Consider the following 23,420-nt stretch of genomic DNA (forward strand, 5'->3'; position numbering starts at 1 on the left):
CGTCGCATCCGACTCCGGCCCGACATCAGCCCTGAGATTCCGACATGAGATCTGAGACCCCACACGCTCTGCAGGGTCCACGATTTCGCGAGCAATCGCGACGCCAGGACCTGCGATGTTGACGTCGGCGAGCAATAGGCCGCGTGCCACTGGTTTCTCGATCATGAGCAACGGTCCGCGGACCTGACGGCTCGGGGTCAGCTCGTCAGCTCCTGGATCAGACGGCGGTACGTGTCGAAGGCCAGCTTGGGTGTGTAGTCGTCCCGCAAGAGCCCGAACCGGTCGAAGAGGCCGGTGCCCACGCTGTTCGCGTCACGCAGGTCGAAGAACGAGTACCCGGTGAGGTTGAGGTCCTCGCGGAGCCCCGCCACCGTCCGGATCACGTTCTCGATGACTTCGGCCTGGCGCTGCTCGGTGCGGTCCGGTCCGGTGGGCCAGCCGTTCTCGCAGATGTGGATGGGCACGGACCCGCTGATGCCGGCCTTCGGGAGACTGGTGTTACGGAAGTCGGTGACCACTACGGCCACTGCCTCGGACAGTTGGCCTACGGGCAGTGGCCGGAAGACATCGGGGAAGAAGTCCAGGCCGACGTAGTCCAACGACCGGTGGAAGCGGTCGTCGGCCAGCGCGCCAAGGTCCTGCCAGAAGGTGTCGACGGGGTCGAAGGTCGGCACCGCGTTGAAGCCGACGGCGATGTCGTGACCGCGGGCACGAGCTTCCTCCTTGGCCGCGATCACGCCTTGGACAAGGGCCTGACGCACATTCGGCATGCTGCCGTCGAGGGCCGGCATGTCCAGGTTGGGCTCCTCGCAGAGTTGGAGCATCGCCAGGTGCGGGCCGTCGGTCCGCACCGTGGTCCGGACGAAGTCCACCCAGCCCTCGAGTTCGCCCGTCGGCTCGCGGAACGTGAGCACCAGGTCGAGCCTGCGTCCCTCACCGAGGTGGCGCACGGGGTCGGCCGGGGTGGAGGGCGCGTCCGGTGCGACGCCTGCCGTGTACGGGCGGTAGGCGCGGACCAGCAGGGTCGGGGCGTCACCCTGAAGCTGCCGCAGCGCAGTGGTGATCCGCTCCGGTTGATCGGGGCTGACAGGGTGCACGATGCCGGTGTCGCTGCCCAGGAGAGCGCCCGGGTAGATCCCGAAGGTGAAGGTCATGGGTCTCACCATAGACGATATTTTTGGTGTCACTGCAACTTTGCATTGACTCTACTATGGGGCCATGGGACTCCGTGAACTCAAAAAGCAGCAGACCCGGGCCACCCTCGCCGACACGGCCATGGGACTCTTCATCGAGCACGGCTTCGACCATGTCACCGTCGCCGAGGTGGCCCGGGCCGCAGGGGTCTCTGTCAACACGGTCTTCAACTACTTCCCCACCAAGGAAGACCTGTTCTTCGACCGACAGGCCGAGGTGGAGGCGCACCTCGCCGAGGTCGTCCGCACCCGACCGGACGGCAGCTCTGCGGCCGGTGCGGTCCGCGATGGCCTGCTGGCAGCACTCGAACGCGACGAGCCGACCCTCGGGCTGAGCACCGAGGCGAAGACGTTCTGGCAGGTGGTCGCCGACAGCCCCGCTCTCCAGGCCCGTGGGCGCGAGATCGCCGAACGCTCCGAGGCTGCGCTCGCGGCAGTCCTGGCCGAGGAGACGGGGGCCGCCCCGGATGACCCACTGCCCAGAATGCTGGCCGGAGCCATCGCCGGAACCTACCGAGCGACCACTGCCGAAATCCGCCGACGCGTGGTCGCGGGCGAGCAGACGGAGAGCATCCGTAGATCCGTCAACACAGCCACCAAGCAGGCATTCGACCTGCTGCGCTCAGGGCTCGAAAGCTACCCGGAGACCGCACCGGACTTCCATTGACGCGCACTCAGCGGGCCGGGCCACTCCGCTCCGGATGATGGCCTCAACTGGATGATGGCGCCCGGGCGCCCGGCCCCGATCTGCTGTCCAGCCTCCGCGTGCTGAGGGATGCCGAGCGCGGTCAGCACGGATCCGGCCAGACGCCCCGTTCGGACAGGTGGAGAACGAGGGCGGCGATGTTCCAGGCGTCGTCCTCGCCGCGGTGGTGACGGCCTTCGAGCCGCCGCCCGGCGATCTCCAGGGCCTGCGCCATGCCAGGGCGTTTGCGCAGGCCCTATGCCTCCACGAAGCCTCAGTACGTCTTGTGGCCCTCGTCTGTCGGACTTCGGGACTCGTTAGCGAGAGCATCTGAATACTGGGCCATTGCTCACCCAGTACCGGTATTGCTCGTCGAGTGCTCATGATCAGCCGATATTGCTCACGAAATCGTGGTCCCTACAAGCTCGCGCTCAGTCCCGCGTCATGTCCACGAACCGCGAGTAGTGGCCCTGGAACGCCACCGTGATGGTCGCCGTGGGGCCGTTGCGGTGCTTGGCCACGATCAGGTCGGCCTCGCCCGCGCGGGGGGACTCCTTCTCGTAGGCGTCCTCGCGGTGGAGCAGGATCACCATGTCGGCGTCCTGCTCGATGGAGCCCGATTCGCGCAGATCCGAGACCATCGGCTTCTTGTCGGTGCGCTGCTCGGGACCACGGTTCAGCTGGGAGAGCGCGATCACCGGCACCTCCAGCTCCTTGGCCAGCAGCTTGAGGTTTCGCGACATGTCGGAGACCTCCTGCTGCCGGCTCTCGGCCCGCCGGGAGCCGCCGGACTGCATCAGCTGGAGGTAGTCGATCACCACCAGCTTGAGGTCGGCTCGCTGCTTGAGGCGCCGGCACTTCGCGCGGATCTCCATCATCGACAGGTTCGGCGAGTCGTCGATGTACAGCGGTGCCGCCGTGACGTCCGGCATCCGCCGGGCCACCCTGGTCCAGTCGTCGTCGGTCATGTTGCCCGACCGCATGTGGTGCAGAGCCACCCGCGCCTCCGCCGAGAGCAGGCGCATCGCGATCTCGTTGCGGCCCATTTCGAGCGAGAAGATCACACTCGGCAGGCCGTTGGTGATCGAGCAGGCCCGGGAGAAGTCCAGGGCCAGCGTGGAGTTGTGCGTGGGGATCATCGACCGGGTGGCCAGGTACAGGTGATCGGCGTTGTCCACCTGGACACAGCGGACCGGCACGCTCTCGACCTCCCGGGCGCCGGTGACGAACCGCCGCGTCAGCTTCGGACCACCGGGACGCCGCCGCTCGCGGTGCACCTGCTGCTTCCGCTCCAGCCGGAACACGTCGCCGCTCGGAGTGAAGGTGAGGAGGTAGGCGGTGGACGACTCCTCGGAGCGCCCCTGGACCCGCTTGGTGGTCATGGCGCAGCGGTGGCCGAGGCTCAGGACCAGCTCACGGAATCCCTCGGCCAGTGCCCCACTGGTGACCGCGACCCGAACCGACCCGGTGTTCGTGACCGTCCCGCCGGTGTCCAGGAGACCGGCGAGCAGCTCTCGCCGCTGGGCGGCGGAAGCGCGCAGGTACTCCTGGGGGATGTGCTTGTTCCCGCGCATGATCTCCGGGTCCGCCGAGGTGATCCGCGCGGCGTCGCCGCGGCCGTCACCCAGCCACGCGCCGAGTGTGTAGGGCGGGACGGGGAGGTCCCGGTGCGGGAGATCGATCGGGGCCGCGTTCCGCACGCTGTGGTTCCTGCGCTGGTCGGCTGTGTCGCAGTACAGCGTCCCGGCGATCTCCTTGGTGGTCCTGACCGAGGCGGAGATGCGCTGGGTGCGCCCGCGGTTCTGTCCGGCCGCCGCGGCTCGGGCCGACTCGCGCGAGGCCCGGGTGTCGGTGAGCCACTGGTGATCCGCGTCGGCGATGACGGTGGTGCCGTCGTCGAACGACATCTCGTAGCAGGGCCGCCCCGTCATCACGTCGGTTGCGGCCACCACGCGAGTCGGCTTCCCCGTCGCGTCGAGCAGGTAGTCCCCGGGCCGCACTTCACCCATGGTGGTCCACCCGGTGGGGGTCGGGAGTGGCGTGTCGAGAGCGAGCGCCTTGCCCATCGCGGGTCGGGCCGCGATCACGATCATCTGCCCCGGGTGCAGCCCGTTGGTCAGCGCGTCCAGGTCGGCGAAGCCGGTCGGCACGCCGGACATCTGGCCCTGCCGGGAGCCGATCGCCTCGATCTCGTCGAGGGCGCCCTCCATGATGTCGGCGAGCGGGGCGTAGTCCTCACTGGTGCGCTGCTCGGTGACGGCGTAGATCTCGGCCTGGGCGGCATTGACGATCTCGTCGACGTCGCCCTCGGCGGCGTAGCCCATGCCGGCGATCCGGGTGCCGGCCTCGACCAGGCGGCGCAGCACGGCGCGCTCGTGGACGATCTCGGCGTAGTACTCCGCGTTGGCGGCGGTGGGTACGGAGTTGACCAGGGTGTGCAGGTAGCCGGGGCCGCCGACCCTGGTGAGCTCGCCGCGCTTGGTGAGCTCACTGGCGACGGTGATCGGGTCGGCCGGCTCGCCGCGGGCGTAGAGGTCGAGGATCGCGCTGTGGATGAGCTCGTGGGCCGGGCGGTAGTAGTCGAGCGGCTTGAGCACCTCGACCACGTCTGCGATGGCGTCCTTGGAGAGCAGCATGCCGCCGAGCACGGACTGCTCGGCGGGCAGGTCCTGCGGCGGGACCCGCTCGAAGCCCTCGCCGCCGCCTGATCCTCCTGAGCCACCGGAGCCGCCCGAACCGCCGTCCCGGCCACCGTCACGCCCGCGCTCGCCGTCCCGCTTGCGGAAGTCCTTGCCGAACTCGCCCTTGCCACCGGTGCCGCCGCCACCGCCGGCGGCGGCCTGACCGCGGTTGCGGGCGACCGGGAGCCGGTCGCTGGGGCCGTCGGCGGGGAAGGCGGGGCCGAAAGCGTCGTCGGACGGCTGCCAGTCGTCCTCCGGTGGCGGCGGCACGTCGTGGTCGTCGTACTGGGGGCCGGTCACGCTAGTTCCCCGATCAGCGAGCGGTGCGGGTGTGGTGCGCAGGTGCGGTGGCCTGGGTGGACGGGCGCGGTCACAGTCCGCTCCACCTCCTTCATACGCCACGCGGCCGACAGAACCGCCGCCAGGTGCGGGCGCGGCGCGTCGGGTGAGCGACCACGCTAAGGCGCACCCGGGTCCAGTTCCAAGAAAAGCCGGCACAGTTATCCACAGGGCGTGTGGATGAAAGTCGCTTTGCTGTGGACAACTGCCCGAAACCTGTGCACAAGGATGGGGAAAGTGCTGTGGATAACCCGACGATCCGTCCACTGTCAACTTGCTGACCTGCGGTGACTCTTTCCACTGGCTGTGCATGAGAAAAACTTCACACAGCCAGAGCGCTCAGCAGCCAGTAATAGCCACAGGGCCTTGTACTGCTTACTGGCAGCTGGTTACCGTATCTCCATGACAGGCGGCGGCTCCACCACACCCCCGGCGCGCGGCGTCCCTCGCGCCCCGGACCGCCAGGACACCGGCCATCAGGGCACCGGCCACCCTGACACCGGCCGCCCCGACCGCCGCCGCCACGACCGCGAGATCCTCACCCTGGCCGTGCCCGCGTTCGGCGCCCTGGTCGCCGAGCCGCTCTTCCTGCTCGGCGACTCGGCGATCGTCGGTCACCTGGGCACCGCCCAGCTGGCCGGCCTCGGCGTGGCCGGCACCGCACTGAGCACCCTCGCCGGGATCTTCGTCTTCCTCGCCTACGCGACCACGGCAGCCGTGGCCCGCCGGGTCGGCGCCGGGGACCGCCGGGCAGCCGTCCAGCAGGGCATCGACGGCGTCTGGTTGGCCCTGCTGCTCGCCGTGCCGGTGGCGCTGCTGGCGGTGCTGCTGGCCCCGCAGGTGGCCGCCCTGCTGGGCTCCTCCGCCACCGCCGCCCCGTACGCGGTGACCTACCTGCGGATCAGCGCGCTGGGCATCCCGGCCATGCTGATGGTGCTGGCGGTCACCGGCGTGCTGCGCGGCCTGCAGGACACCCGCACGCCGCTGCTGGTAGCGGTGGGCGGCTTCACCGCCAACCTCGGGCTCAACCTCGTCCTGGTCTACGGCGCCCACCTGGGCGTGGCCGGCTCGGCCTGGGGCACCGTCCTGGCGCAGAGCGCGATGGCCGCCTGCTACCTGGCCGTGGTGGTCCGCGGCGCCCGTCGCGAGGGGGCCGCGCTGCGCCCGGACCGCGCCGGGATCCGCGCCTGCGCCCGGGCCGGCGGACCGCTGGTGATCCGCACCCTGAGCCTGCGGGCGGTGCTGGTGCTGGCCATGGCGGTGGCGGCCCGGCTGGGCGACCGCGAGGTGGCGGCCCATCAGATCGCCATGGCGCTGTGGAGCTTCCTGGCCTTCGCCCTGGACGCCATCGCCATCGCGGGGCAGGCGATCATCGGCCGCTACCTGGGTGCCGGGGACGAGGCCGGGGCGCGCGCGGCGACCCGGCGGATGGTCGAGTGGGGGCTCGGCTCGGGAGTGCTGCTCGGGCTGCTGGTGGTCCTGGCCCGGCCGCTGTACATCCCGCTCTTCACCGCCGATCCGGCGGTGCGCGCCCAGCTCTCCGCGGTGCTGCTGCTGGTCGCGCTGACCCAGCCCGCCTCGGGTCCGGTCTTCGTGCTGGACGGCGTGCTGATGGGCGCGGGGGACGGCGGCTATCTGGCCTGGGCGATGCTCGGCACGCTGGTCGCCTTCGCGCCGCTGGCGCTGGCCGTGCCGGCCTTCGGCTGGGGGCTGGCCGGCCTCTGGTGGGCGCTGAACGCCTTCATCCTGGTGCGCTGCGCCTTCCTGTTCGGGCGGCTGCGCACCGGCCGCTGGCTGGTCACCGGCGCGGTGCGGGCCTGACCGCCCCGGTCACCCGGCCCCGGTCCGACCTGACCTGACCTGGCCTGACCTGGCCTGACCCACGCGACAGGGCCGGCGAACGCGACAGGGCCGGCGAACGCGACAGGGCCGGCGAACGCGACAGGGCCGGACCTCCCCTGCGGGAGGTCCGGCCCTGTCGTTGACGCGTTACCGCGGCCTGGGTCAGGCAGCGACGACGGCGACGTCGAGGTCAGCCTTGACGTCGGCGTGCAGCTTGACGGAGACCTTGTGGGTGCCCACGGTCTTGATCGGCGAAGCGATCGTGACAGCGCGCTTGTCCACGGCCGGGCCGCCGGCGGCCTTGACGGCCTCGACGACATCGGCCTGGGTCACGGAGCCGAACAGGCGGCCGGCGTCGCCGGAGCGAACAGCCAGCTTGACCTGCAGACCCTCGAGCTTGGCCTTGAACTCGTTGGCCACCTCGATGGTCTGGATCTCGTGGATCTTGCGGGCGCGACGGATCGCGTCGACGTCCTTCTGGCCGCCCTTGGTCCAGCGGATGGCGAAGCCACGCGGGACCAAGAAGTTGCGGGCGTAGCCGTCCTTGACCTCGACGACCTCGCCGGCGCCACCGAGGCCGGTCACCTCGTGCGTGAGGATGATCTTCATTCTTCGGTCACCCTCTCTTAGCGCGCGGTGCTGGTGTAGGGCAGCAGCGCCATCTCACGGCTGTTCTTCACGGCCGTCGCGACGTCACGCTGGTGCTGGGTGCAGTTGCCGGTGACCCGGCGGGCACGGATCTTCCCACGGTCGGAAATGAACTTCCGCAGCAGGTTCGTGTCCTTGTAGTCAACGTAGTTGACCTTGTCCTTGCAGAAGACGCAAACCTTCTTCTTCGGCTTGCGAGCAGGCGGCTTCGCCATGGTGTGCTCCAAATGAGGATCACGATCCAGGACCCGCAGCGGGTGCGGGTGTCCCGGGTCGCACGAAATCTGTCAGCTCTTAGAACGGGGGCTCTTCCGAGAAGCCGCCACCGGACGGGGCACCCCAGCCGCCGCCACCCTGGCTACCGCCAGAGGAGGGAGCGCTGGAAGCCCACGGGTCGTCGGAGGGACCGGACTGACCGCCACCGGAGTTGCCACCCCAGTTGCCGCCACCCTGGCCGCCGCCACCGCCCCAGCCACCCTGGCCGCCCTGACCGCCGCCGCCCTGCTGGCCACCGCCACCAAAGCTGCCGCCGCCACCACCGCCCGGCGCACCGGACCGGTTGGCCCGGGTCACCTTGGCGGTCGCCGAGCGCAGGCTCGGGCCGACCTCGTCGACCTCCACCTCGAAGACCGTCCGCTTCTCGCCTTCCTTGGTCTCGTAAGACCGCTGGCGCAGTCGGCCCTGCACGATGACGCGCATGCCGCGCTGCAGCGACTCGGCCACGTTCTCCGCCGGCTGACGCCAGACGTTGCACGTGAGGAAGAGGCTCTCGCCGTCCTTCCACTCGTTGGTCTGGCGGTCGAAGGTGCGGGGAGTGGACGCGATGCGGAACTTCGCGACCGCCGCACCCGAGGGGGTGAAACGCAGCTCGGGGTCGTCGACGAGATTGCCGACGAGGGTGATGACGGTCTCGCCTGCCATGGTGTGCTGACCTCTCGGGAGGAAGAGTTCCGTTCAGCGATGTTTCACGTGAAACATCGGACATGAGCCATCGGGACTTCAGCAGTCCCGACGGTGGCTCAGTGGGTGTCCGGGCGCAGGACCTTGGTCCGCAGAACCGACTCGCTCAGAGACATCTGGCGGTCCAGCTCCTTGACGACCTCGGGCGTGGCCTTCAGGTCGATGACCGAGTAGATACCCTCGGGCTGCTTGTTGATCTCGTACGCCAGGCGACGACGGCCCCAGGTGTCGATCTTCTCGACGGTGCCACCGCCGGTGCGAACGACATTGAGGAAGTTCTCGATGAGGGGCGAGACAGCGCGCTCCTCGACCGAGGGGTCGAGGATGACCATCACCTCGTAGTGACGCATGGGTAAACCCACCTCCTTTGGACTCAGCGGCCACGGTCTCTCCGTGGCAGGAGGGTTGTACGGCGTCGGCACTGGAGCCATGCCGACCTCGGACCACTGTGGTGAGGACCACCGTAGTGACCGGGTCTGACAGTCGGACCCCGCCGGACCCCGAAGGGCCGCTGACCCGCGAGCGGGCAGGCAGGGGCACAGGTACACCAGTGCAGATCGCTCAGCCTACCCGCACCCATCCGGACGAACAAAACACCCATGGATTGCCGCTACGTCTGGAGCGGCGCAATCTGGGCAGAACGGGTACACACACCGCACTCGCCCTCCGCAGGAGGTGGGTTCCATGGCACAGACCATCCGCCGATTCCCCACGCTCACCCTCAACACCGACGGCCGCACGCACCCCAGGGAGAACACCCTGGTGGGCCTGACCGTGGTCCTGGGCCTGCTGGCCTTCAGCACCTCGTTCGTCCACAGCCTGCACCTGCTCAGCTCCTGGACCGGGCTCGCCGGCGTGGTCACCGGGCTGTGGGGCCAGTTCATCTCGGTCACCACCGCCGAACGCTTCGTGCTGGTGATCGCGTTGGCCGCCTCAGCGTTCGGCTTCGGCGTCGGTCTGGCCCACGGCGGCCTCTTCGGGTAACCGCCGGGGCGGCCCACCCGGCCACCTCGGCGCACACCCGGCGCACGCGACGGCGCTCTCCTCGCGGAGGGCGCCGTTCGCGGTGTTCCGACACCCGCCGGCGGCCCGGCCCCCTAGGGTTCCGTCAACGCGCCGCGTGTGCCGGGCAGAAACGGACCATTCGGGCGATAGGGTCACAGAGCTGTCCATAGGGTCACAGAGCACCAGGGCCGGCCCGGACCCGCCGGTCGTCACCACCGCACCACCGCCCACCCCAAGGAGCATCCCGAGCATGAGCCTGCGTCTGAGGACGATCACCCGTGAGGAGCACCTCGCCTTCCTGCGCGGCCGACCCACCGCCAGTCACATGCAGGTGCCGTCCTGGGGCGAGGTGAAGTCGGAGTGGCGCAGCGAGTCGATCGGCTGGATCGACGCCTCGGGCGCGGTGGTCGGCGCCGGTGTGGTGCTCTACCGACAGCTGCCGAAGGTCAAGCGCTACCTGGCCTACCTGCCCGAGGGCCCGGTGATCGACTGGTTCGACACCGACCTGGAGCGCTGGTTGCGACCGATGCTGGCGCACCTGAAGGCCCAGGGCGCGTTCTCGGTGAAGATGGGGCCGCCGGTGGTGATCCGGCGCTGGGAGTCGTCGACGATCAAGGAGGCGATCGCCGGCGGCCAGGCCAAGCGGCTGCGGGACATCGAGGCCGACTGGTACGAGCCGCAGGCCTTCGACCTGGCCGAACGGCTGCGCCGGTCCGGCTGGCTGCAGGGCGAGGACGGCGGGGCGGGCTTCGGCGACGTGCAGCCGCGCTACGTCTTCCAGGTGCCGCTGGCCGGCCGCTCGCTGGACGACATCCAGCGCGGCTTCAACCAGCTGTGGCGGCGCAACATCAAGAAGGCCGAGAAGAGCGGCGTCGAGGTGGTCCAGGGCAGCTACGAGGACCTGGCCGTCTTCCACCGGCTCTACGTGGTCACCGCCGAGCGCGACCGCTTCACCCCGCGCCCGCTGGGCTACTTCCAGCGCATGTGGCAGGCGATGAACGCCGAGGACCCCAACCGGATGCGGCTCTACCTCGCCTACCACGACGGCGAGCCGCTGGCCGCGACGACCATGCTCACCGTCGGCGAGCACGTCTGGTACTCCTACGGCGCCTCGGCCAACCACAAGCGCGAGGTCAAACCGTCCAACGCGATCCAGTGGCGGATGATGCGCGACGCGTACGCGCTGGGCGCGGGCGTGTACGACCTGCGCGGGATCAGCGACACGCTCCAGGAGGAGGACCCGCTCTTCGGCCTGATCCAGTTCAAGCTCGGCACCGGCGGCCAGGCGGCCGAGTACCTGGGTGAGTGGGACTTCCCGCTGAACAAGCTGCTGCACAAGGCGCTCGACCTCTACATGTCGCGCCGCTGACCCGACCGCGCGCCGCCGATCGCACCACCCGCACCACCCCCCGGGGAGAGCTCGATGACCCTTTCGCTGTACGTCGACACCGACCGCTGGCGGACGCATCAGCGCACGCTGCTGGCCGAGTTCCCGCACCTGGTCCCGGTGGCCAAGGGCAACGGCTACGGCTTCGGCAATCTGCGGCTGGCCCGCGAGGCGGCGCTGCTGGGCGCCGGCGCGCTGGCGGTGGGCACCGCGGCGGAGGCCGCCGAGGTGCTCGGCGAGCCCGAGGAGGCCGGCGGCTACCAGGGCGACGTGCTGGTGCTGACGCCCTACCGGATCGGGGAGGAGGCGCCCGGGCTGCCGGCCGAGCGCGTGGTGCGCACGGTGGGGCACGTGGAGGCACTGCGCGCGCTGGCCGGCCACCGGGTGGTGGTGGAGTGCCGCACCAGCATGCGCCGGCACGGCATCGCGTCCGGCGAGCTGGCGCACCTGGCCGAGGCCGCGGGGCGGGGCGGCGCCGTCCTTGAGGGCTTCGCACTGCACCTGCCGCTGGACCGCCCCCGGGGCTCCTCCCGTCCCAAGCGCGCCAAGAGCGCCGACCCGGTCACCGAGGTGGCCGGGTGGGTCGCGGCGATCGCCGCCGCCGGGCTGCCCGCCGCCACCGTCTACCTGAGCCATCTGAGTTCGGCCGGCATCGGCGCGCTGGCCGAGCGGTACCCGGGCACCGAGTTCCGCTCCCGGATCGGCACCCGGCTCTGGCTCGGCGACGTCGGCTCGCTCACCGCCCGCGCCACCGTGCTGGACGTCACCGCGGTGTCCCGCGGCGAGCGCTACGGCTACCGCCAGCACCGGGCGCCCTCGGACGGGCACCTGCTGGTGCTCGCCGGCGGCACCGCGCACGGCATCGGCATGGCGGCGCCGAAGTACGTGCACGGCCTGCTGCCCCGGGCCAAGGAGCTCGCCCGGGCCGGGCTGGCCACGGTGAACCGCACGCTGTCGCCCTACCAGTGGAACGGGCGCCAGCTCTGGTTCGCCGAGCCGCCGCACATGCAGGTGAGCATCGTCTTCCTGCCCGGCGGCGACAAGCCGCCGGCGGTGGGCGACGAGCTGCCGGTCAACGTCCGGCACACCACCACGCACTTCGACCAGGTGACCGACCGGCCCGGCTGACGGGTGGTCAGGCGCGCTCGGGCTCCGCGGCCGGCGCCACCGCCACGACGTCCGCGGGCTCCAGGCCTGCGGGCTCCCGGTCCTCGGGGTGCCGGTCCCCGGAGTGCCGGTCCCGCGGGCCCTGCTCCTCGGTGACGTCCACCTGCTCCTGGGGCGTCAGCCAGTCCACCCCGTCCGGACCGGCGGAGCCGTCCACCGGGGCGAAGGCCGTGTAGGACTCCGCCTCGCGCAGTCGGCGCGCCGCACCGATCACGAAGACGTCGGGGGCGAAGTCGAGCACACCGCCCGACGGGTCGTCACTGCCGTCCCAGCGCACCGGGTCGTGCTCGGGGCGCAGGATGTCGCGGATCACCTTGGCGCAGAGGTAGAGCGTGCCGGCCAGGTGCAGGATGACGGCGAAGTGGTACCAGTCCTGGCCGATCCCGTGCTGCTTGGCGTCACTGATGAAGGCCAGGTAGGACCAGATGCCGAGGAAGTACAGCACCTCGCAGGCCTGCCAGATGAGGAAGTCGCGCCAGCGCGGGCGGGCCAGCGCGGCCAGCGGGATCAGCCAGAGCACGTACTGCGGCGAGTACACCTTGTTGGTGACCACGAAGGCGGCCACCACCAGGAAGACCAGTTGGGCGTAGCGTGGCCGGCGCGGCGCGCTCAGCGCCAGCCAGCCGATGCCCAGGCAGCAGGCGATCAGCAGCGCGGCGATCCAGTTGTTCAGGCCGGCCAGCGACTCGTTGCGGTCCTGCATCAGGACCATCCAGAAGGACCCGAAGTCCTCCTTGCGGGTCTGGCTGAAGCTGTAGAAGGTGGCCCAGCCGTCGAAGTTGGCGATCATGATCGGCAGGTTGACCAGCAGCCAGGCGCCGACCGCGCCGGCGGTGGCCTGCCAGAACTCCCGCCAGCGGCCCGAGCGCCAGCAGAGCACCAGCAGCGGGCCGAGCAGCAGCACCGGGTAGAGCTTGGCGGCGGTGGCCAGGCCGATGAAGACACCGGCCCACACCGTCCGCTTGCCCGACCAGTAGGCCATCGCGACGGCGGTCAGCGCGACCGCGAGCAGGTCCCAGTTGATCGTGGCGTCCAGTGCCAGGCAGGGCGCCAGGGCGAAGAGCAGCGCGTCCCAGGGGCGGCGGCGGTGGGTGCGGGTGAGCGCGATCACCGTGACCACCGCGCAGATCAGCAGCATCGCGGCGTTGACCATCCAGAACCAGCGCTCGCGGTCGTCGATGGCGCCGCCGGTGGGGGTCAGCCAGCCGGCGATCTGCATGAAGCCCCCGGTGAGCACCGGGTACTCCAGGTACTTCATGTCCGGCGAGGGCGAGGGCAGCATGTCGAGATAGGGGTGCAGCCCGTTGGCGAAGCCGCGCGCCGTGTACAGGTGCGGGATGTCGCTGTAGCAGGAGTGGGTGTACTGCGCCGTGGCGCCGAAGAACCAGCCGCTGGTGTAGCAGGGCAGCTTCTGCACCATGCCGACCAGGTAGGTCACCACGGTGGCCAGCGCCAGGAACCGGGCCGGGAGCCACCACGAGACGCCCAGCAGGGCCCGGCGCCCGGGCGGGCCACCGAGCAGTTCGCTTCCGGCCGCCGCGACCGGGTCCTCGTCCGCGGGGACGACCACGGTGTTGGGCAGCGGGCCCTCGGCCGACGCCGGCCCGGGGTCGGGGGCGGGCGTCTCGTCACGTGTGCTGGACGTCATGCCGGACATACTGCCGCACGCCCGCCGATCGGACGAGGACTGGTCCGTACATCCGCGCCGCCGAACACCTGCGGGCACCAACGCCGGAGGGCGGCCCCGCTCGCGCGGGACCGCCCTCCGTGGTGGTCAGGTGCCGGCTGCCGGGCTCGCCCCGCTGGCCGGTGCGGAGGGTGAGGCGGATCCGCCACCGCCGGTGCCGCCACCGGCCCCACCGGTACCGCCGCCAGGACCGCCATGGCTGTGGGAAGGGCTCGGACTCGGGCAGTCGATGAGCGGGATGCAGCCGCCGGTTCCACCGCCGGTGCCACCACCCGTACCGCCGGTGCCGCCGCCCGTACCGCCGGTTCCACCGCCGGTGCCACCACCAGTACCACCACCGGTGCCGCCGCCGGGACCACCGGTCGCCGACTTGCTCGGGGTCGGCTGGCCGCCGCCGCAGTCCGTGCCCGGCAGGCAGGTCGCCGGCGCACCGGTGGGCTGCTGGACCGGCGCCTGGCTGGTCGGCGGGGCCGTGGTCGGGGCCTGGGTGGTCGGGGCGGTGCTGGCCGAGGCCGAGGAGCTGGCCGAGGTGGAGGGCGAGGGCGAGGCGGTGCTCGGCGCACCCGAGGCGTCGACCTCGGTGTTCACCGGCTCCGGCGCCGGGAAGTCCTGCACCGGTGTGCCGGCCAGCGCGGACTTCATGTAGTTGGCGAAGATCTCGGTCGGCAGGTCACCACCGTAGAAGGAGCTCTTGCCGCCGGTGCCGATCAGCGACATCAGCCCGGGGTGGTTCGGGTCCTCGCGGAACATCGTGATCGCGGTGGCCAGCTGCGGGGTGAAGCCGTCGAACCAGGCCGAGGTGCCCTTGTCGGTGGTACCGGTCTTGCCGGCCACCGGGCGACCCACCGCCTGCGCCTTGGTACCGGTGCCCTTCTGCACCACGTCCTGGAGCACGCTGGTGATGTTGTCGGCCACCGCCTGGTCGAGCACCGCCTTCGGGGCGGGCTTGGTGAAGGTGGTCAGCTGCTTGCCGGCGAACTCCACCTTGGTCACCGGGTACATGTCGGTCTGCTGCCCGCGGGCGGCGAAGACCGAGTAGCCGGAGGCCATCTGGATCGCGCTGGGCGTCGAGGTGCCGATGGCGAAGGCGGCGGTGCTCTGGTTCTGGACCGGCATGCTCGCCTTGCTCAGCCCCATCTGGGCCGCGAGATTGGCCACGTTCGGGCCGCCGACGTCCTCGCCGAGCTGCACGTAGGGCACGTTGAACGAGTTGATCATCGCGTCCCGCAGGGTCACGTAGCCCTGCGGCCCGGTCTCGTCGTTCTTCTGCTTGAAGACCGAGCCGTCCGGGTTGGTCACCAGCGAGCCGTCCGGTTTGCGGATGGTGCTGAGGTCGTCGGCGTTGTAGCGGCTGTCCTCGTTGATCCGCAGTGGTTTGCCGTCCGGACCGGTCTGGGTCTGCAGGCCGACCTGCATCGCGGTGGCCAGCACGTACGGTTTGAAGGTCGAGCCGACCGGGACACCGGTGGTGTCCGCGTTGTTGCTGTACTGACCCTTGTCCTGCCCCGGACCGCCGTAGAGCGCCACCAGGGCGCCGTCACCCGGGACCACCGAGGCCGCGCCGACCTGGACGAACGAGTCGTTGTTGGGGCGCTTGACCGGGTCGAGGTTCTGCTGGGCCATCTGCGCGACGGCCGCGCTCAGTTCGTCGACCTTGTCCTTCTGCAGGGTGGTGTAGATCTGGTAGCCGCCGACGCCGAGCGAGGCGTCGGTGATGGTCGGGTCCTTCTGCTCCAGGTACTTGTCGACGGTGGCGACGATGTAGCCGACCTGCCCGCTCATGTTGGTCGAGGGCTGCTGCTTGATCGGCTCGGGCGGACCGGCCTTCTCGCACTGGTCCTTCTGGTCCGGGGTGATGGCCTTGGTGACCACCATCCGGTCGAGGACGTACTCCCAGCGGCCCAGACTCGGGTTGCTCGGTGTGCCGAACATGTTCGTGTGGTTGGCCGCGCTGAGCGAGGGGTCGTAGAGCGCCGCGCCCTTGAGCAGGCCGGCCAGCATCGCGCTCTGGCAGGGGTTCAGGTCCTTGGCGTCGACGCCGTAGTAGTTGCGGGCGGCGGCCTGGATGCCGGTGGACCCGCGGCCGAACCAGCTGGTGTTCAGGTAGCCGTCCAGGATGTCGTCCTTGGACTCCTTCTGGCTGATCTTCAGCGTGATGAAGAACTCCTTGAGCTTGCGGCTCACCGTCTGACTCTGGTTCAGGTAGGCGTTCTTCACGTACTGCTGGGTGATCGTCGAACCACCCTGGGTGGCCCCGCCGGACGCCATGTTGTAGACGGCGCGGGCGATGCCCTTGGGGTCGATGCCGCTGTCCGTGCGGAAGGACTCGTTCTCGGCCGCGATCACCGCGTCCTGCGCGGACTTGTTGATGTCACTGATCGGGACGATCACCCGGTGGGTGCTGCCGGTCGTGGTCATCTGGCTGCCGTCGGCCCAGTAGTAGACGTTGGGCTGGTCGTTCACCAGGTCCTTGAGCTGCGGCACGGTGGTCATCGCGTACGCGGTGCCGATCGCGGCGACACCACCGCCGCTGAAGAGCAGGAAGAGCGAGAGCACCAGCTTCCACGAGGGCAGCCAGCGGCGCACGCCGCGCTTGCCCCAGCGCGGGTAGTCGATGAACCGCATCTTGCCCGGCGGCTTGGCGGCGGCCCCGCGACCGTCCTTTCCGGGGCCGCTCGGTCCGCCGGGTCCGCCGCCCTTGCGCCCGCGCTTCTGCGCGGCCTTGCGCATCTCGGCCCGGGTCATCCGCGGCTGCTGGGAGGTCTCCCGGCTGCGCGGCGGGCCGCTCGGCGAGGCCGTCCGGCCAGGTCTGGGCCGGCCAGGAGTGTCGTAGCTGGGCGCACCCTCGGGCGGAGAGCCGTAGGCGTACGGGCGTTGGCCGTTCGGTCGGCCGGGCGGCTGCTCGTCGCCGTCGCCCGAGTTCGGCGACCGGCGCCGGTGTTCGCTCATAGTCCAGTAACTCCTAGGCCAGGCACGGACGCCTGTAGACAGGATCCACTTCCGATGCCCGCAACCGCCCTAGGCCTGGGTCAGGCCGCTACCCCGGTGGTGGTCCTCGTGCACACGCGACAGCGTACGCATCCTTGATGAGTCATCAATCGGGCATATCGTCACAACTACCGCGAAAGAGCGGCAGATCATTACGTGCCCGTTGCCAAGAAACCCCGAGTTGGCCTTGACGGGCACGGCCTCGGCGGCTCGCTCCGCGATCCGCGCAGGTCGCACGGCCGGGCGGCACGGCCCCGCCGACGGACATCCCGGACTCTTGTGATCACATTCACCCGCGCCCCCCTTGCCCCAATCGTGACCTCGGCCTATCGTTCTCGATATATCGAGTCGATACATCGCGGCGGCATAGCCGACGGCGGAGTACCGACCAGGAGCACGTCGAAGGGAGGCCGGACAGCGTGAGCAGGCGCTCAGGAGTGCTGGAGTTCGCCGTTCTCGGCCTGCTGCACGACGCTCCGATGCACGGCTACGAGCTGCGCAAACGCCTCAACGTGCTGCTCGGTTCGTTCCGCGCCTTCTCCTATGGCACGCTCTACCCCTGCCTGAAGAGCCTGGTCGCCCAGGGCTTCCTGGTCGAGGACAACCCGGACACCGCGTACGTCCCGGCCACCGCGCTCAACGGCAAGCGGTCGAAGATCGTCTACCGGCTCTCGCCGGAGGGCAAGGAGCGCTTCGAGGAGCTGCTGGCCGACTCCGGTCCGGATGCCTGGGAGGACGAGCACTTCGGCGTGCACTTCGCCTTCTTCGGCCAGACCGACCGGGCGGTGCGGATGCGCGTCCTGGAGGGGCGGCGCAGCCGGCTGGAGGAGCGGCTGGAGCGGATGCGGAGCTCGATCGCCCGCACCCGTGAGCGGTTCGACGACTACACGCTCGAACTGCAGCGGCACGGCTTGGAGTCGGTGGAGCGCGAGGTCCGCTGGCTGAACGAGCTGATCGAGACCGAGCGGGCCAACCGGACCGGGCGCACCGCCGCCCCGCCGGGCCGGGCCGCGACACCACAGTCTTCGGACGGCCGTGGCGACGGGAGCGGATCCCTGGATCCGCTCCGGCCACCGCACGACCGCCCGGGGCGCTCCGACTAGGAGTGCCGCCGCCGCATCTGCCCCGTGCCATGCGGCGGAAATGGGCGCAGTGCGCCCGTCAATGAGTCAGATGAGAAGCAGGACGAGGGCCGCCGTTCTCCGGCGGACCTCACGAGATCACAGGGAGCAACCGGAATGGGTTCGGTTCGCGTAGCCATCGTCGGCGTGGGTAACTGCGCCGCCTCGCTGGTGCAGGGTGTCGAGTACTACAAGGACGCCGACCCGGCCGGCAAGGTCCCCGGGCTGATGCACGTGCAGTTCGGCGACTACCACGTCAGCGATGTGGAGTTCGTCGCCGCGTTCGACGTCGACGCCAAGAAGGTCGGCTTCGACCTGGCCGACGCCATCGGCAACAGCGAGAACAACACCATCAAGATCTGCGAGGTGCCGCCGACCGGCATCACCGTGCAGCGCGGCCACACGCTGGACGGCCTCGGCAAGTACTACCGGGAGACCATCGAGGAGTCCGACGAGGCTCCGGTCGACGTGGTGCAGATCCTCAAGGACCGCCAGGTCGACGTCCTGGTCTGCTACCTGCCGGTGGGCTCCGAGAACGCCGCGAAGTTCTACGCCCAGTGCGCCATCGACGCCAAGGTCGCCTTCGTGAACGCCCTGCCGGTGTTCATCGCGGGGACCAAGGAGTGGGCCGACAAGTTCACCGAGGCCGGCGTGCCGATCGTCGGTGACGACATCAAGTCGCAGGTCGGCGCGACCATCACGCACCGCGTGATGGCCAAGCTCTTCGAGGACCGCGGTGTCATCCTCGAGCGCACCATGCAGCTGAACGTCGGCGGCAACATGGACTTCAAGAACATGCTCGAGCGCGAGCGCCTGGAGTCCAAGAAGATCTCGAAGACGCAGGCCGTCACCTCGCAGATCAAGGACCGCGACCTGGGCGCCAAGAACGTCCACATCGGCCCGTCCGACTACGTCGCGTGGCTGGACGACCGCAAGTGGGCCTACGTCCGCCTCGAAGGCCGCGCCTTCGGTGACGTTCCGCTGAACCTGGAGTACAAGCTCGAGGTCTGGGACTCCCCGAACTCGGCCGGTGTCATCATCGACGCGGTGCGCGCGGCGAAGATCGCCCTGGACCGCGGCATCGGTGGCCCGATCCTGTCGGCCTCCTCGTACTTCATGAAGTCGCCGCCGGTGCAGTACTTCGATGACGAGGCGCGGGACAACGTGGAGAAGTTCATCCGCGGTGAGGTCGAGCGCTGAGCGCAGCGAGGTTCGCGACTTTCAGCACAGAGCGCTGAGCGCAGCGAGGTTCGCGACTTTCAGCACAGAGCGCTGAGCGCAGCGAGGTTCGCGACTTTCAGCACAGAGCGCTGAGCGCAGCGAGGTTCGCGACTTTCAGCACAGAGCGCTGAGCGCAGCGAGGTTCGCGACTTTCAGCACAGAGCGCTGAGCGCAGCACTCCGATCGATCAGCTGCTCCGCAGCGGGTCGCGACTTTCAGCACAGAGCGCTGAGCTCTGAACGCTGAGCTGATCGTTCGTCATGGCGAGGGCCGATGTTTCACGTGAAACATCGGCCCTCGCCATGACACCCTGACCTGGTGGCGATCACCAGAAGGCCGGCCCCGGCGGCCGGCAGTACCCAGTCCGTCGGCCGCGCCACGCTCCGCGGGCTGCTGCGCACCCGTGACTTCCGGCGCCTGCTGGCCGCCAGGCTGCTCTCCCAGCTCTCCGACGGGGTCTTCCAGGTCTCGCTGGCCTCCTACGTGATCTTCTCCCCCGAGCGCCAGGCCTCCCCCGCCGACATCGCCTCGATGCTGGCGGTGCTGCTGCTGCCGTTCTCGGTGATCGGCCCCTTCGCCGGCGTGCTGCTCGACCGCTGGCGCCGCCGCCAGGTGCTCTACCTCGGCAACCTGGCCCGTTTCGGGCTGGGCCTGGTGACCGCCGCACTGCTGCTCGGCCAGGTGCCCGAGTGGCTCTTCTTCGCCTGCGCGCTGCTCGTCACCGCGCTCAACCGGTTCATCCTGGCCGGCCTGTCCGCCGCGCTGCCCCGGGTGGTCGCGCCCGACCAACTGGTGACGGCCAACGCGCTCTCCCCCACCGCGGGCACCGTGGCGGCCGCCTGCGGTGGCGGCATCGGGTTCCTCTTCCACCAGGTCATGGCACCGGGGCCGCGAGCGGACGCCGCGCTGGTCACCGTCGCCGCCGCGCTCTACCTGGCGGCCGCGCTCGCCGCCCACCGGATGGACCCGGAGCTGCTGGGGCCCGAGCACCACCAGGACCGCCCGGACCTGCGGGCGGCGCTCGGCCAGGCCGGGCACGCGCTGGCCGAGGGGATCCGCCACCTGGTCAAGGAGAGCCGACCCGCCGTGCACGCGCTGGCCGCGGTGACCGCAGCGCGGTTCTGCTACGGCGTCCTGATCGTCACGGTGCTGATGCTCTCCCGCTACACCTTCAACGACCCCGCCGACAGCCAGGCCGGGCTGGCCACCCTGGGGACCGCACTCGGCTTCTCGGCGGTCGGCTTCTTCCTGGCCGCGGTGGTCAGCCCGTGGTTCACCAGGCGGCTCGGGCTCACCGGCTGGATGGTCGCCTGCCTCGGCTCGGCCGCCGTCTTCGTCCCCGGGCTCGGCCTCTTCTTCGCCACCGGGCCGGTGATGGCCGCCGCCCTGCTGCTGGGGGTGGTGACCCAGGGCACCAAGATCTGTGCCGACACGATCGTGCAGAACGCCGTCGAGGACGACTACCGGGGCCGGGTCTTCGCCCTCTACGACGTGCTCTTCAATGTCGCCTTCGTGGCGGCGGCAGGGGTCACCGCGCTGGTGCTGCCGCTGGACGGGCGCTCGGCGGGCGTGGTGCTCGGGGTCGCCGCGCTGTACGCGCTCAGCGCCGTGCTCTACGCCCGCCGACCGGGCTGACCGGGCCCTGGTGACCGCGGCGGGGCGAATCGCTAGGGTACGTCCGCAGCACCACGCCACAGCTCCGCCGCACCTTCACTCTTTCCGCCGCCCTTTGGCCGTCGTGCCGTCCTCGGAGAGCCGTTGTGAGCAATCCGCACCAGCCGCCGAATCCGTACACTCCGCCGACGACTACGCCGCCGGCCGAGCCGTCCGACCAGCCGCCCCCGTCCTCGCTGCTGCCGCCGCCGGTCTTCCCCACCCAGGCCGAAGCGCCGACACAGCAGGCGCCGGCTGTACGGACCCCGGTCGCACCGCTCCAGCCGGCGGTCCCACCGCAGGCCCCGGCCGCGGCGGTGCCGCCGCCCCCGCTCCAGCCGCCGAGCGCCATGCCCGCGGCCGCGCCCGCGCCCCAGATGCCTTCCCCACCGCAGGCGCCCCAGGCATTCCTGCCGCCGCAGGCGCCGCCGCCGCAGGCCGTGTCGGGCCCGTACCCGCCCGACCCCTTCGCCGCGCCCAATCCGTACGCACCGCCCGCGCAGCCCGGATTCGGCTACGCCTACGGGTACGGCTTCCCCGGGCCGGTGGCCTGCCGGGTCTGCGGCGGCATGCCCGCCGCGGACGTCACGGTGCACGGGCACCAGGGCCTGGTCGTGCTGATGCGCTTCCTCCGCCAGCCAGGCCCCTACTGCCAGGTCTGCGGCACGGCGACGGTCCGTCAGCTGTCGCAGTACACGCTGCTGCGCGGCTGGTGGGCCTACCTCTCACCGCTCTTCACGCTGATCGCACTGCTGCGCAACCGGTCCGCCTATCAGAAGATCCGTCAGCTGCCGCCACCCGCGCCGGGCACGCACGGACCCCAGCTGGACCCGGGCGCCCCGCTCACCAAGCGCGGCGCGATCTGGATGCTGCTGGTGCCGATCGCCTCGGTGGCGGCCTCGATCACGATCCTGGCGCTGCTCCTGGCCGGCGGCAGCGGCACCGACACCGCGGTCGGCACCTCGGTGCTCAACGCCAACGGCGGCGACTGCCTGCGGGACGGCGGCGGCACCGCGGACCAGAACCAGACCAACCCCGACCTGGCCGTGGTCCCGTGCACCGACGCGAAGGCCCAGTACCGGGTGCTCGGCCGGGTCGCCACCATGATGGACCCCGCCTCGGCCTGCTCCCCCTACTCGGACGCCACCACCTGGTACGCCCACCCGGACGGCGCCAGCAGCTTCGTCCTCTGCCTGGCTCCCAACACACCGGGCAGCCCGCCGACCAGCTCCCCGGACGACACCTCGGGTGGCACGTCCGGTGACACCTCGGGCGACACCTCCGGTGACACCGGGGACGCCCCCACCGGCGCCAGCGTCTGACCGGCGCGCGTTCAGCGGTCGGGCGCCGGCGGCGCGCCCGACCGCTGGGCATCCGGCCGCTGGGCGTCCGCCGTCAGGCGCCCTGCGCCGCCCACCACTGCCGCAGCGCCGCCACGGCCGCCTCGTGCTCCATCGGCCCGTGCTCCAGGCGCAGTTCCAGCATGTGCTGGTAGGCCTTGCCCACCAGCGGACCCGGCTTCAGTTCGAGCAGCTCCATGATCTGGTTACCGTCCAGCCCAGGGCGGATGGCGTCCAGCTCCTCGCGCTCCTTCAGCTGGGCGATCCGCTCCTCCAGGCCGTCGTAGGTGCGCGAGAGGGTGGCCGCCTTCTTCCTGTTGCGGGTGGTGCAGTCGGAGCGGGTCAGCTTGTGCAGCCGCTCCAGCAGCGGGCCGGCGTCGGTGACGTAGCGGCGCACGGCGGAGTCGGTCCACTCGCCGCCGCCGTACCCGTGGAAGCGCAGGTGCAGCTCGACCAGGCGCGATACGTCGTCGATCAGCTCCTTGGAGTACTTCAGCTCACGCATCCGCTTGCGGGTCAGCTTCGCGCCGACCATCTCGTGGTGGTGGAAGGAGACCCGGCCGTCCGACTCGAAGCGGCGGGTGCGCGGCTTGCCGATGTCGTGCAGCAGCGCGGCCAGCCGCAGGGTCAGGTCGGGGCCGTCCTGCTCCAGCGCGATGGCCTGCTCCAGCACGGTGAGCGAGTGCTCGTAGACGTCCTTGTGCCGGTGGTGCTCGTCCTCCTGCAGCTGGAGGTCCGGCAGTTCGGGCAGCACGTGGGCGGCCAGGCCGGTCTCCACCAGCAGCCGCAGGCCCTGCACCGGGTGCCGGGCGAGCAGCAGCTTGTTCAGCTCCGCCTGGACCCGTTCGGCGGAGACGATGGTGATCCGCTCGGCCATCGCGGTCATCGCCGCGACCACCTCGGGCGCGGGCGTGAAGTCGAGCTGGGCGGCGAAGCGGGCGGCCCGCATCATCCGCAGCGGGTCGTCGGAGAAGGACTCCTCGGGCGTCGCGGGCGTGCGCAGCACCCGGGCCTCCAGATCGTCCAGCCCGTGGTGCGGGTCGACGAAGCCGCGCCCGGGCAGGTCCACGGCCATCGCGTTCACCGTGAAGTCGCGCCGCACCAGGTCCTGCTCGATGGTGTCGCCGTAGGTCACCTCCGGCTTGCGGGAGGTGCGGTCGTAGGCCTCACTGCGGTAGGTGGTGATCTCGATCAGGAAGCTGCCGTCCGGCGTGTCCTTGCGGGCCCCGACCGTGCCGAAGGCGATCCCGACGTCCCAGACCGCGTCGGCCCAGCCGCGGACCAACTTGAGCACCTGCTGGGGCCTGGCATCGGTGGTGAAGTCCAGGTCGTTGCCGAGCCGGCCGAGCAACGCGTCCCGCACCGAGCCGCCGACCAGGGCCAGCCGGAAGCCGGCCTCGTGGAACCGCCGGGCGATCTCGTCCGCGACCGGGGAGACCCGCAGCAGCTCCTGCAGGCCCAGCGTCTGGGCCTCGCTCAGGCCTGGCAGCGCGGTGGTCGGGG

Annotated in this window: 18 protein-coding genes and 1 pseudogene; 9 read left to right on the top strand and 10 right to left on the bottom strand. The window is 70.5% G+C overall.

The window, feature by feature from the left end:
- Nucleotides 1-197: 197 nt before the first annotated feature.
- Nucleotides 198-1,154: a hypothetical protein gene (locus OG455_RS19320; RefSeq protein ID WP_266295399.1), complete on the bottom strand. Its 957-nt coding sequence runs from the start codon at nucleotides 1,152-1,154 to the stop codon at nucleotides 198-200.
- Nucleotides 1,155-1,218: 64 nt separating this feature from the next.
- Here OG455_RS19320 and OG455_RS19325 point away from each other — a divergent pair, with 64 nt between their 5' ends.
- Nucleotides 1,219-1,860, top strand: coding sequence for a TetR/AcrR family transcriptional regulator (locus tag OG455_RS19325; protein WP_266295401.1), 642 nt, complete (start codon nucleotides 1,219-1,221; stop codon nucleotides 1,858-1,860).
- 121 nt (nucleotides 1,861-1,981) lie between these two features.
- On the opposite strand, the pseudogene OG455_RS19330 reads toward OG455_RS19325, so the two are convergent.
- A pseudogene (locus OG455_RS19330) lies at nucleotides 1,982-2,149 on the bottom strand (DNA polymerase III); the annotation flags it as partial.
- A 160-nt stretch (nucleotides 2,150-2,309) separates the two neighbouring features.
- A complete protein-coding gene (gene dnaB, locus OG455_RS19335) occupies nucleotides 2,310-4,544 on the bottom strand; it encodes a replicative DNA helicase (protein ID WP_266300873.1) in 2,235 nt (744 codons plus the stop codon).
- 756 nt (nucleotides 4,545-5,300) lie between these two features.
- On the opposite strand from dnaB, the gene OG455_RS19340 reads away from it, so the two are divergent.
- Nucleotides 5,301-6,719: an MATE family efflux transporter gene (locus OG455_RS19340; protein ID WP_266295403.1), complete on the top strand. Its 1,419-nt coding sequence runs from the start codon at nucleotides 5,301-5,303 to the stop codon at nucleotides 6,717-6,719.
- Nucleotides 6,720-6,902: 183 nt separating this feature from the next.
- Here OG455_RS19340 and rplI read toward each other — a convergent pair whose 3' ends face one another.
- The 4 genes from rplI to rpsF form a co-directional block, all read right to left on the bottom strand.
- Nucleotides 6,903-7,349 carry a 50S ribosomal protein L9 gene (gene rplI / locus OG455_RS19345; RefSeq protein ID WP_266295405.1) on the bottom strand — a complete coding sequence of 149 codons (447 nt, stop codon included), beginning with the start codon at nucleotides 7,347-7,349 and terminating at the stop codon, nucleotides 6,903-6,905.
- Nucleotides 7,350-7,366: 17 nt separating this feature from the next.
- Nucleotides 7,367-7,603, bottom strand: a complete 237-nt coding sequence (gene rpsR / locus OG455_RS19350) for a 30S ribosomal protein S18 (protein WP_030304537.1) — start codon at nucleotides 7,601-7,603, stop codon at nucleotides 7,367-7,369.
- Between the two features lie 79 nt (nucleotides 7,604-7,682).
- Nucleotides 7,683-8,309: a single-stranded DNA-binding protein gene (locus OG455_RS19355; RefSeq protein WP_266295407.1), complete on the bottom strand. Its 627-nt coding sequence runs from the start codon at nucleotides 8,307-8,309 to the stop codon at nucleotides 7,683-7,685.
- A gap of 98 nt (nucleotides 8,310-8,407) precedes the next feature.
- On the bottom strand, nucleotides 8,408-8,698 hold the full coding sequence (gene rpsF / locus OG455_RS19360) for a 30S ribosomal protein S6 (RefSeq protein WP_266295409.1): 291 nt from the start codon (nucleotides 8,696-8,698) through the stop codon (nucleotides 8,408-8,410).
- Nucleotides 8,699-9,032: 334 nt separating this feature from the next.
- On the opposite strand from rpsF, the gene OG455_RS19365 reads away from it, so the two are divergent.
- The 3 genes from OG455_RS19365 to OG455_RS19375 all read left to right on the top strand — a co-directional run bounded on the left by OG455_RS19365 (nucleotide 9,033) and on the right by OG455_RS19375 (nucleotide 11,868).
- Entirely contained in the window at nucleotides 9,033-9,332 is a 300-nt protein-coding gene (locus OG455_RS19365; protein ID WP_266295411.1) for a hypothetical protein, read from the top strand.
- A gap of 271 nt (nucleotides 9,333-9,603) precedes the next feature.
- On the top strand, nucleotides 9,604-10,722 hold the full coding sequence (locus tag OG455_RS19370; protein ID WP_266295413.1) for a peptidoglycan bridge formation glycyltransferase FemA/FemB family protein: 1,119 nt from the start codon (nucleotides 9,604-9,606) through the stop codon (nucleotides 10,720-10,722).
- 54 nt (nucleotides 10,723-10,776) lie between these two features.
- Nucleotides 10,777-11,868, top strand: a complete 1,092-nt coding sequence (locus OG455_RS19375; RefSeq protein WP_266295415.1) for an alanine racemase — start codon at nucleotides 10,777-10,779, stop codon at nucleotides 11,866-11,868.
- 7 nt (nucleotides 11,869-11,875) lie between these two features.
- Here the strand turns inward: OG455_RS19375 and OG455_RS19380 are convergent, their stop codons facing one another.
- Both OG455_RS19380 and OG455_RS19385 read right to left on the bottom strand, forming a co-directional pair.
- Nucleotides 11,876-13,555 (bottom strand): glycosyltransferase family 87 protein, encoded by a 1,680-nt coding sequence (locus OG455_RS19380; protein WP_266295417.1) that lies wholly within the window; start codon nucleotides 13,553-13,555, stop codon nucleotides 11,876-11,878.
- A 126-nt stretch (nucleotides 13,556-13,681) separates the two neighbouring features.
- Nucleotides 13,682-16,543 carry a transglycosylase domain-containing protein gene (locus tag OG455_RS19385; RefSeq protein WP_266295419.1) on the bottom strand — a complete coding sequence of 954 codons (2,862 nt, stop codon included), beginning with the start codon at nucleotides 16,541-16,543 and terminating at the stop codon, nucleotides 13,682-13,684.
- Between the two features lie 458 nt (nucleotides 16,544-17,001).
- On the opposite strand from OG455_RS19385, the gene OG455_RS19390 reads away from it, so the two are divergent.
- From OG455_RS19390 to OG455_RS19405, 4 genes are all read left to right on the top strand, one after another.
- A complete protein-coding gene (locus OG455_RS19390) occupies nucleotides 17,002-17,685 on the top strand; it encodes a PadR family transcriptional regulator (RefSeq protein ID WP_266295421.1) in 684 nt (227 codons plus the stop codon).
- Between the two features lie 135 nt (nucleotides 17,686-17,820).
- Nucleotides 17,821-18,903 (top strand): inositol-3-phosphate synthase, encoded by a 1,083-nt coding sequence (locus OG455_RS19395; RefSeq protein WP_266295423.1) that lies wholly within the window; start codon nucleotides 17,821-17,823, stop codon nucleotides 18,901-18,903.
- Between the two features lie 345 nt (nucleotides 18,904-19,248).
- A complete protein-coding gene (locus OG455_RS19400; RefSeq protein ID WP_266300874.1) occupies nucleotides 19,249-20,559 on the top strand; it encodes an MFS transporter in 1,311 nt (436 codons plus the stop codon).
- 125 nt (nucleotides 20,560-20,684) lie between these two features.
- A complete protein-coding gene (locus OG455_RS19405) occupies nucleotides 20,685-21,899 on the top strand; it encodes a hypothetical protein (protein WP_266295424.1) in 1,215 nt (404 codons plus the stop codon).
- 73 nt (nucleotides 21,900-21,972) lie between these two features.
- Here OG455_RS19405 and OG455_RS19410 read toward each other — a convergent pair whose 3' ends face one another.
- Nucleotides 21,973-23,397 (bottom strand): CCA tRNA nucleotidyltransferase, encoded by a 1,425-nt coding sequence (locus tag OG455_RS19410; protein ID WP_266300875.1) that lies wholly within the window; start codon nucleotides 23,395-23,397, stop codon nucleotides 21,973-21,975.
- Nucleotides 23,398-23,420: the final 23 nt, after the last annotated feature.

This window comes from Kitasatospora sp. NBC_01287 (assembly GCF_026340565.1).
In the GTDB taxonomy this organism is placed as follows: domain Bacteria; phylum Actinomycetota; class Actinomycetes; order Streptomycetales; family Streptomycetaceae; genus Kitasatospora.

Bases quoted from the DNA above. Each gene is read 5' to 3' on its own strand.
- OG455_RS19325 (WP_266295401.1), top strand. From the start codon at position 1,219: ATGGGACTCCGTGAACTCAAAAAGCAGCAGACCCGGGCCACCCTCGCC.
- OG455_RS19380 (WP_266295417.1), bottom strand. From the start codon at position 13,555: ATGACGTCCAGCACACGTGACGAGACGCCCGCCCCCGACCCCGGGCCG.
- OG455_RS19375 (WP_266295415.1), top strand. From the start codon at position 10,777: ATGACCCTTTCGCTGTACGTCGACACCGACCGCTGGCGGACGCATCAG.
- OG455_RS19385 (WP_266295419.1), bottom strand. From the start codon at position 16,543: ATGAGCGAACACCGGCGCCGGTCGCCGAACTCGGGCGACGGCGACGAG.
- OG455_RS19370 (WP_266295413.1), top strand. From the start codon at position 9,604: ATGAGCCTGCGTCTGAGGACGATCACCCGTGAGGAGCACCTCGCCTTC.
- rpsR (WP_030304537.1), bottom strand. From the start codon at position 7,603: ATGGCGAAGCCGCCTGCTCGCAAGCCGAAGAAGAAGGTTTGCGTCTTC.
- OG455_RS19340 (WP_266295403.1), top strand. From the start codon at position 5,301: ATGACAGGCGGCGGCTCCACCACACCCCCGGCGCGCGGCGTCCCTCGC.
- rpsF (WP_266295409.1), bottom strand. From the start codon at position 8,698: ATGCGTCACTACGAGGTGATGGTCATCCTCGACCCCTCGGTCGAGGAG.
- OG455_RS19365 (WP_266295411.1), top strand. From the start codon at position 9,033: ATGGCACAGACCATCCGCCGATTCCCCACGCTCACCCTCAACACCGAC.
- OG455_RS19355 (WP_266295407.1), bottom strand. From the start codon at position 8,309: ATGGCAGGCGAGACCGTCATCACCCTCGTCGGCAATCTCGTCGACGAC.
- OG455_RS19395 (WP_266295423.1), top strand. From the start codon at position 17,821: ATGGGTTCGGTTCGCGTAGCCATCGTCGGCGTGGGTAACTGCGCCGCC.
- OG455_RS19320 (WP_266295399.1), bottom strand. From the start codon at position 1,154: ATGACCTTCACCTTCGGGATCTACCCGGGCGCTCTCCTGGGCAGCGAC.
- rplI (WP_266295405.1), bottom strand. From the start codon at position 7,349: ATGAAGATCATCCTCACGCACGAGGTGACCGGCCTCGGTGGCGCCGGC.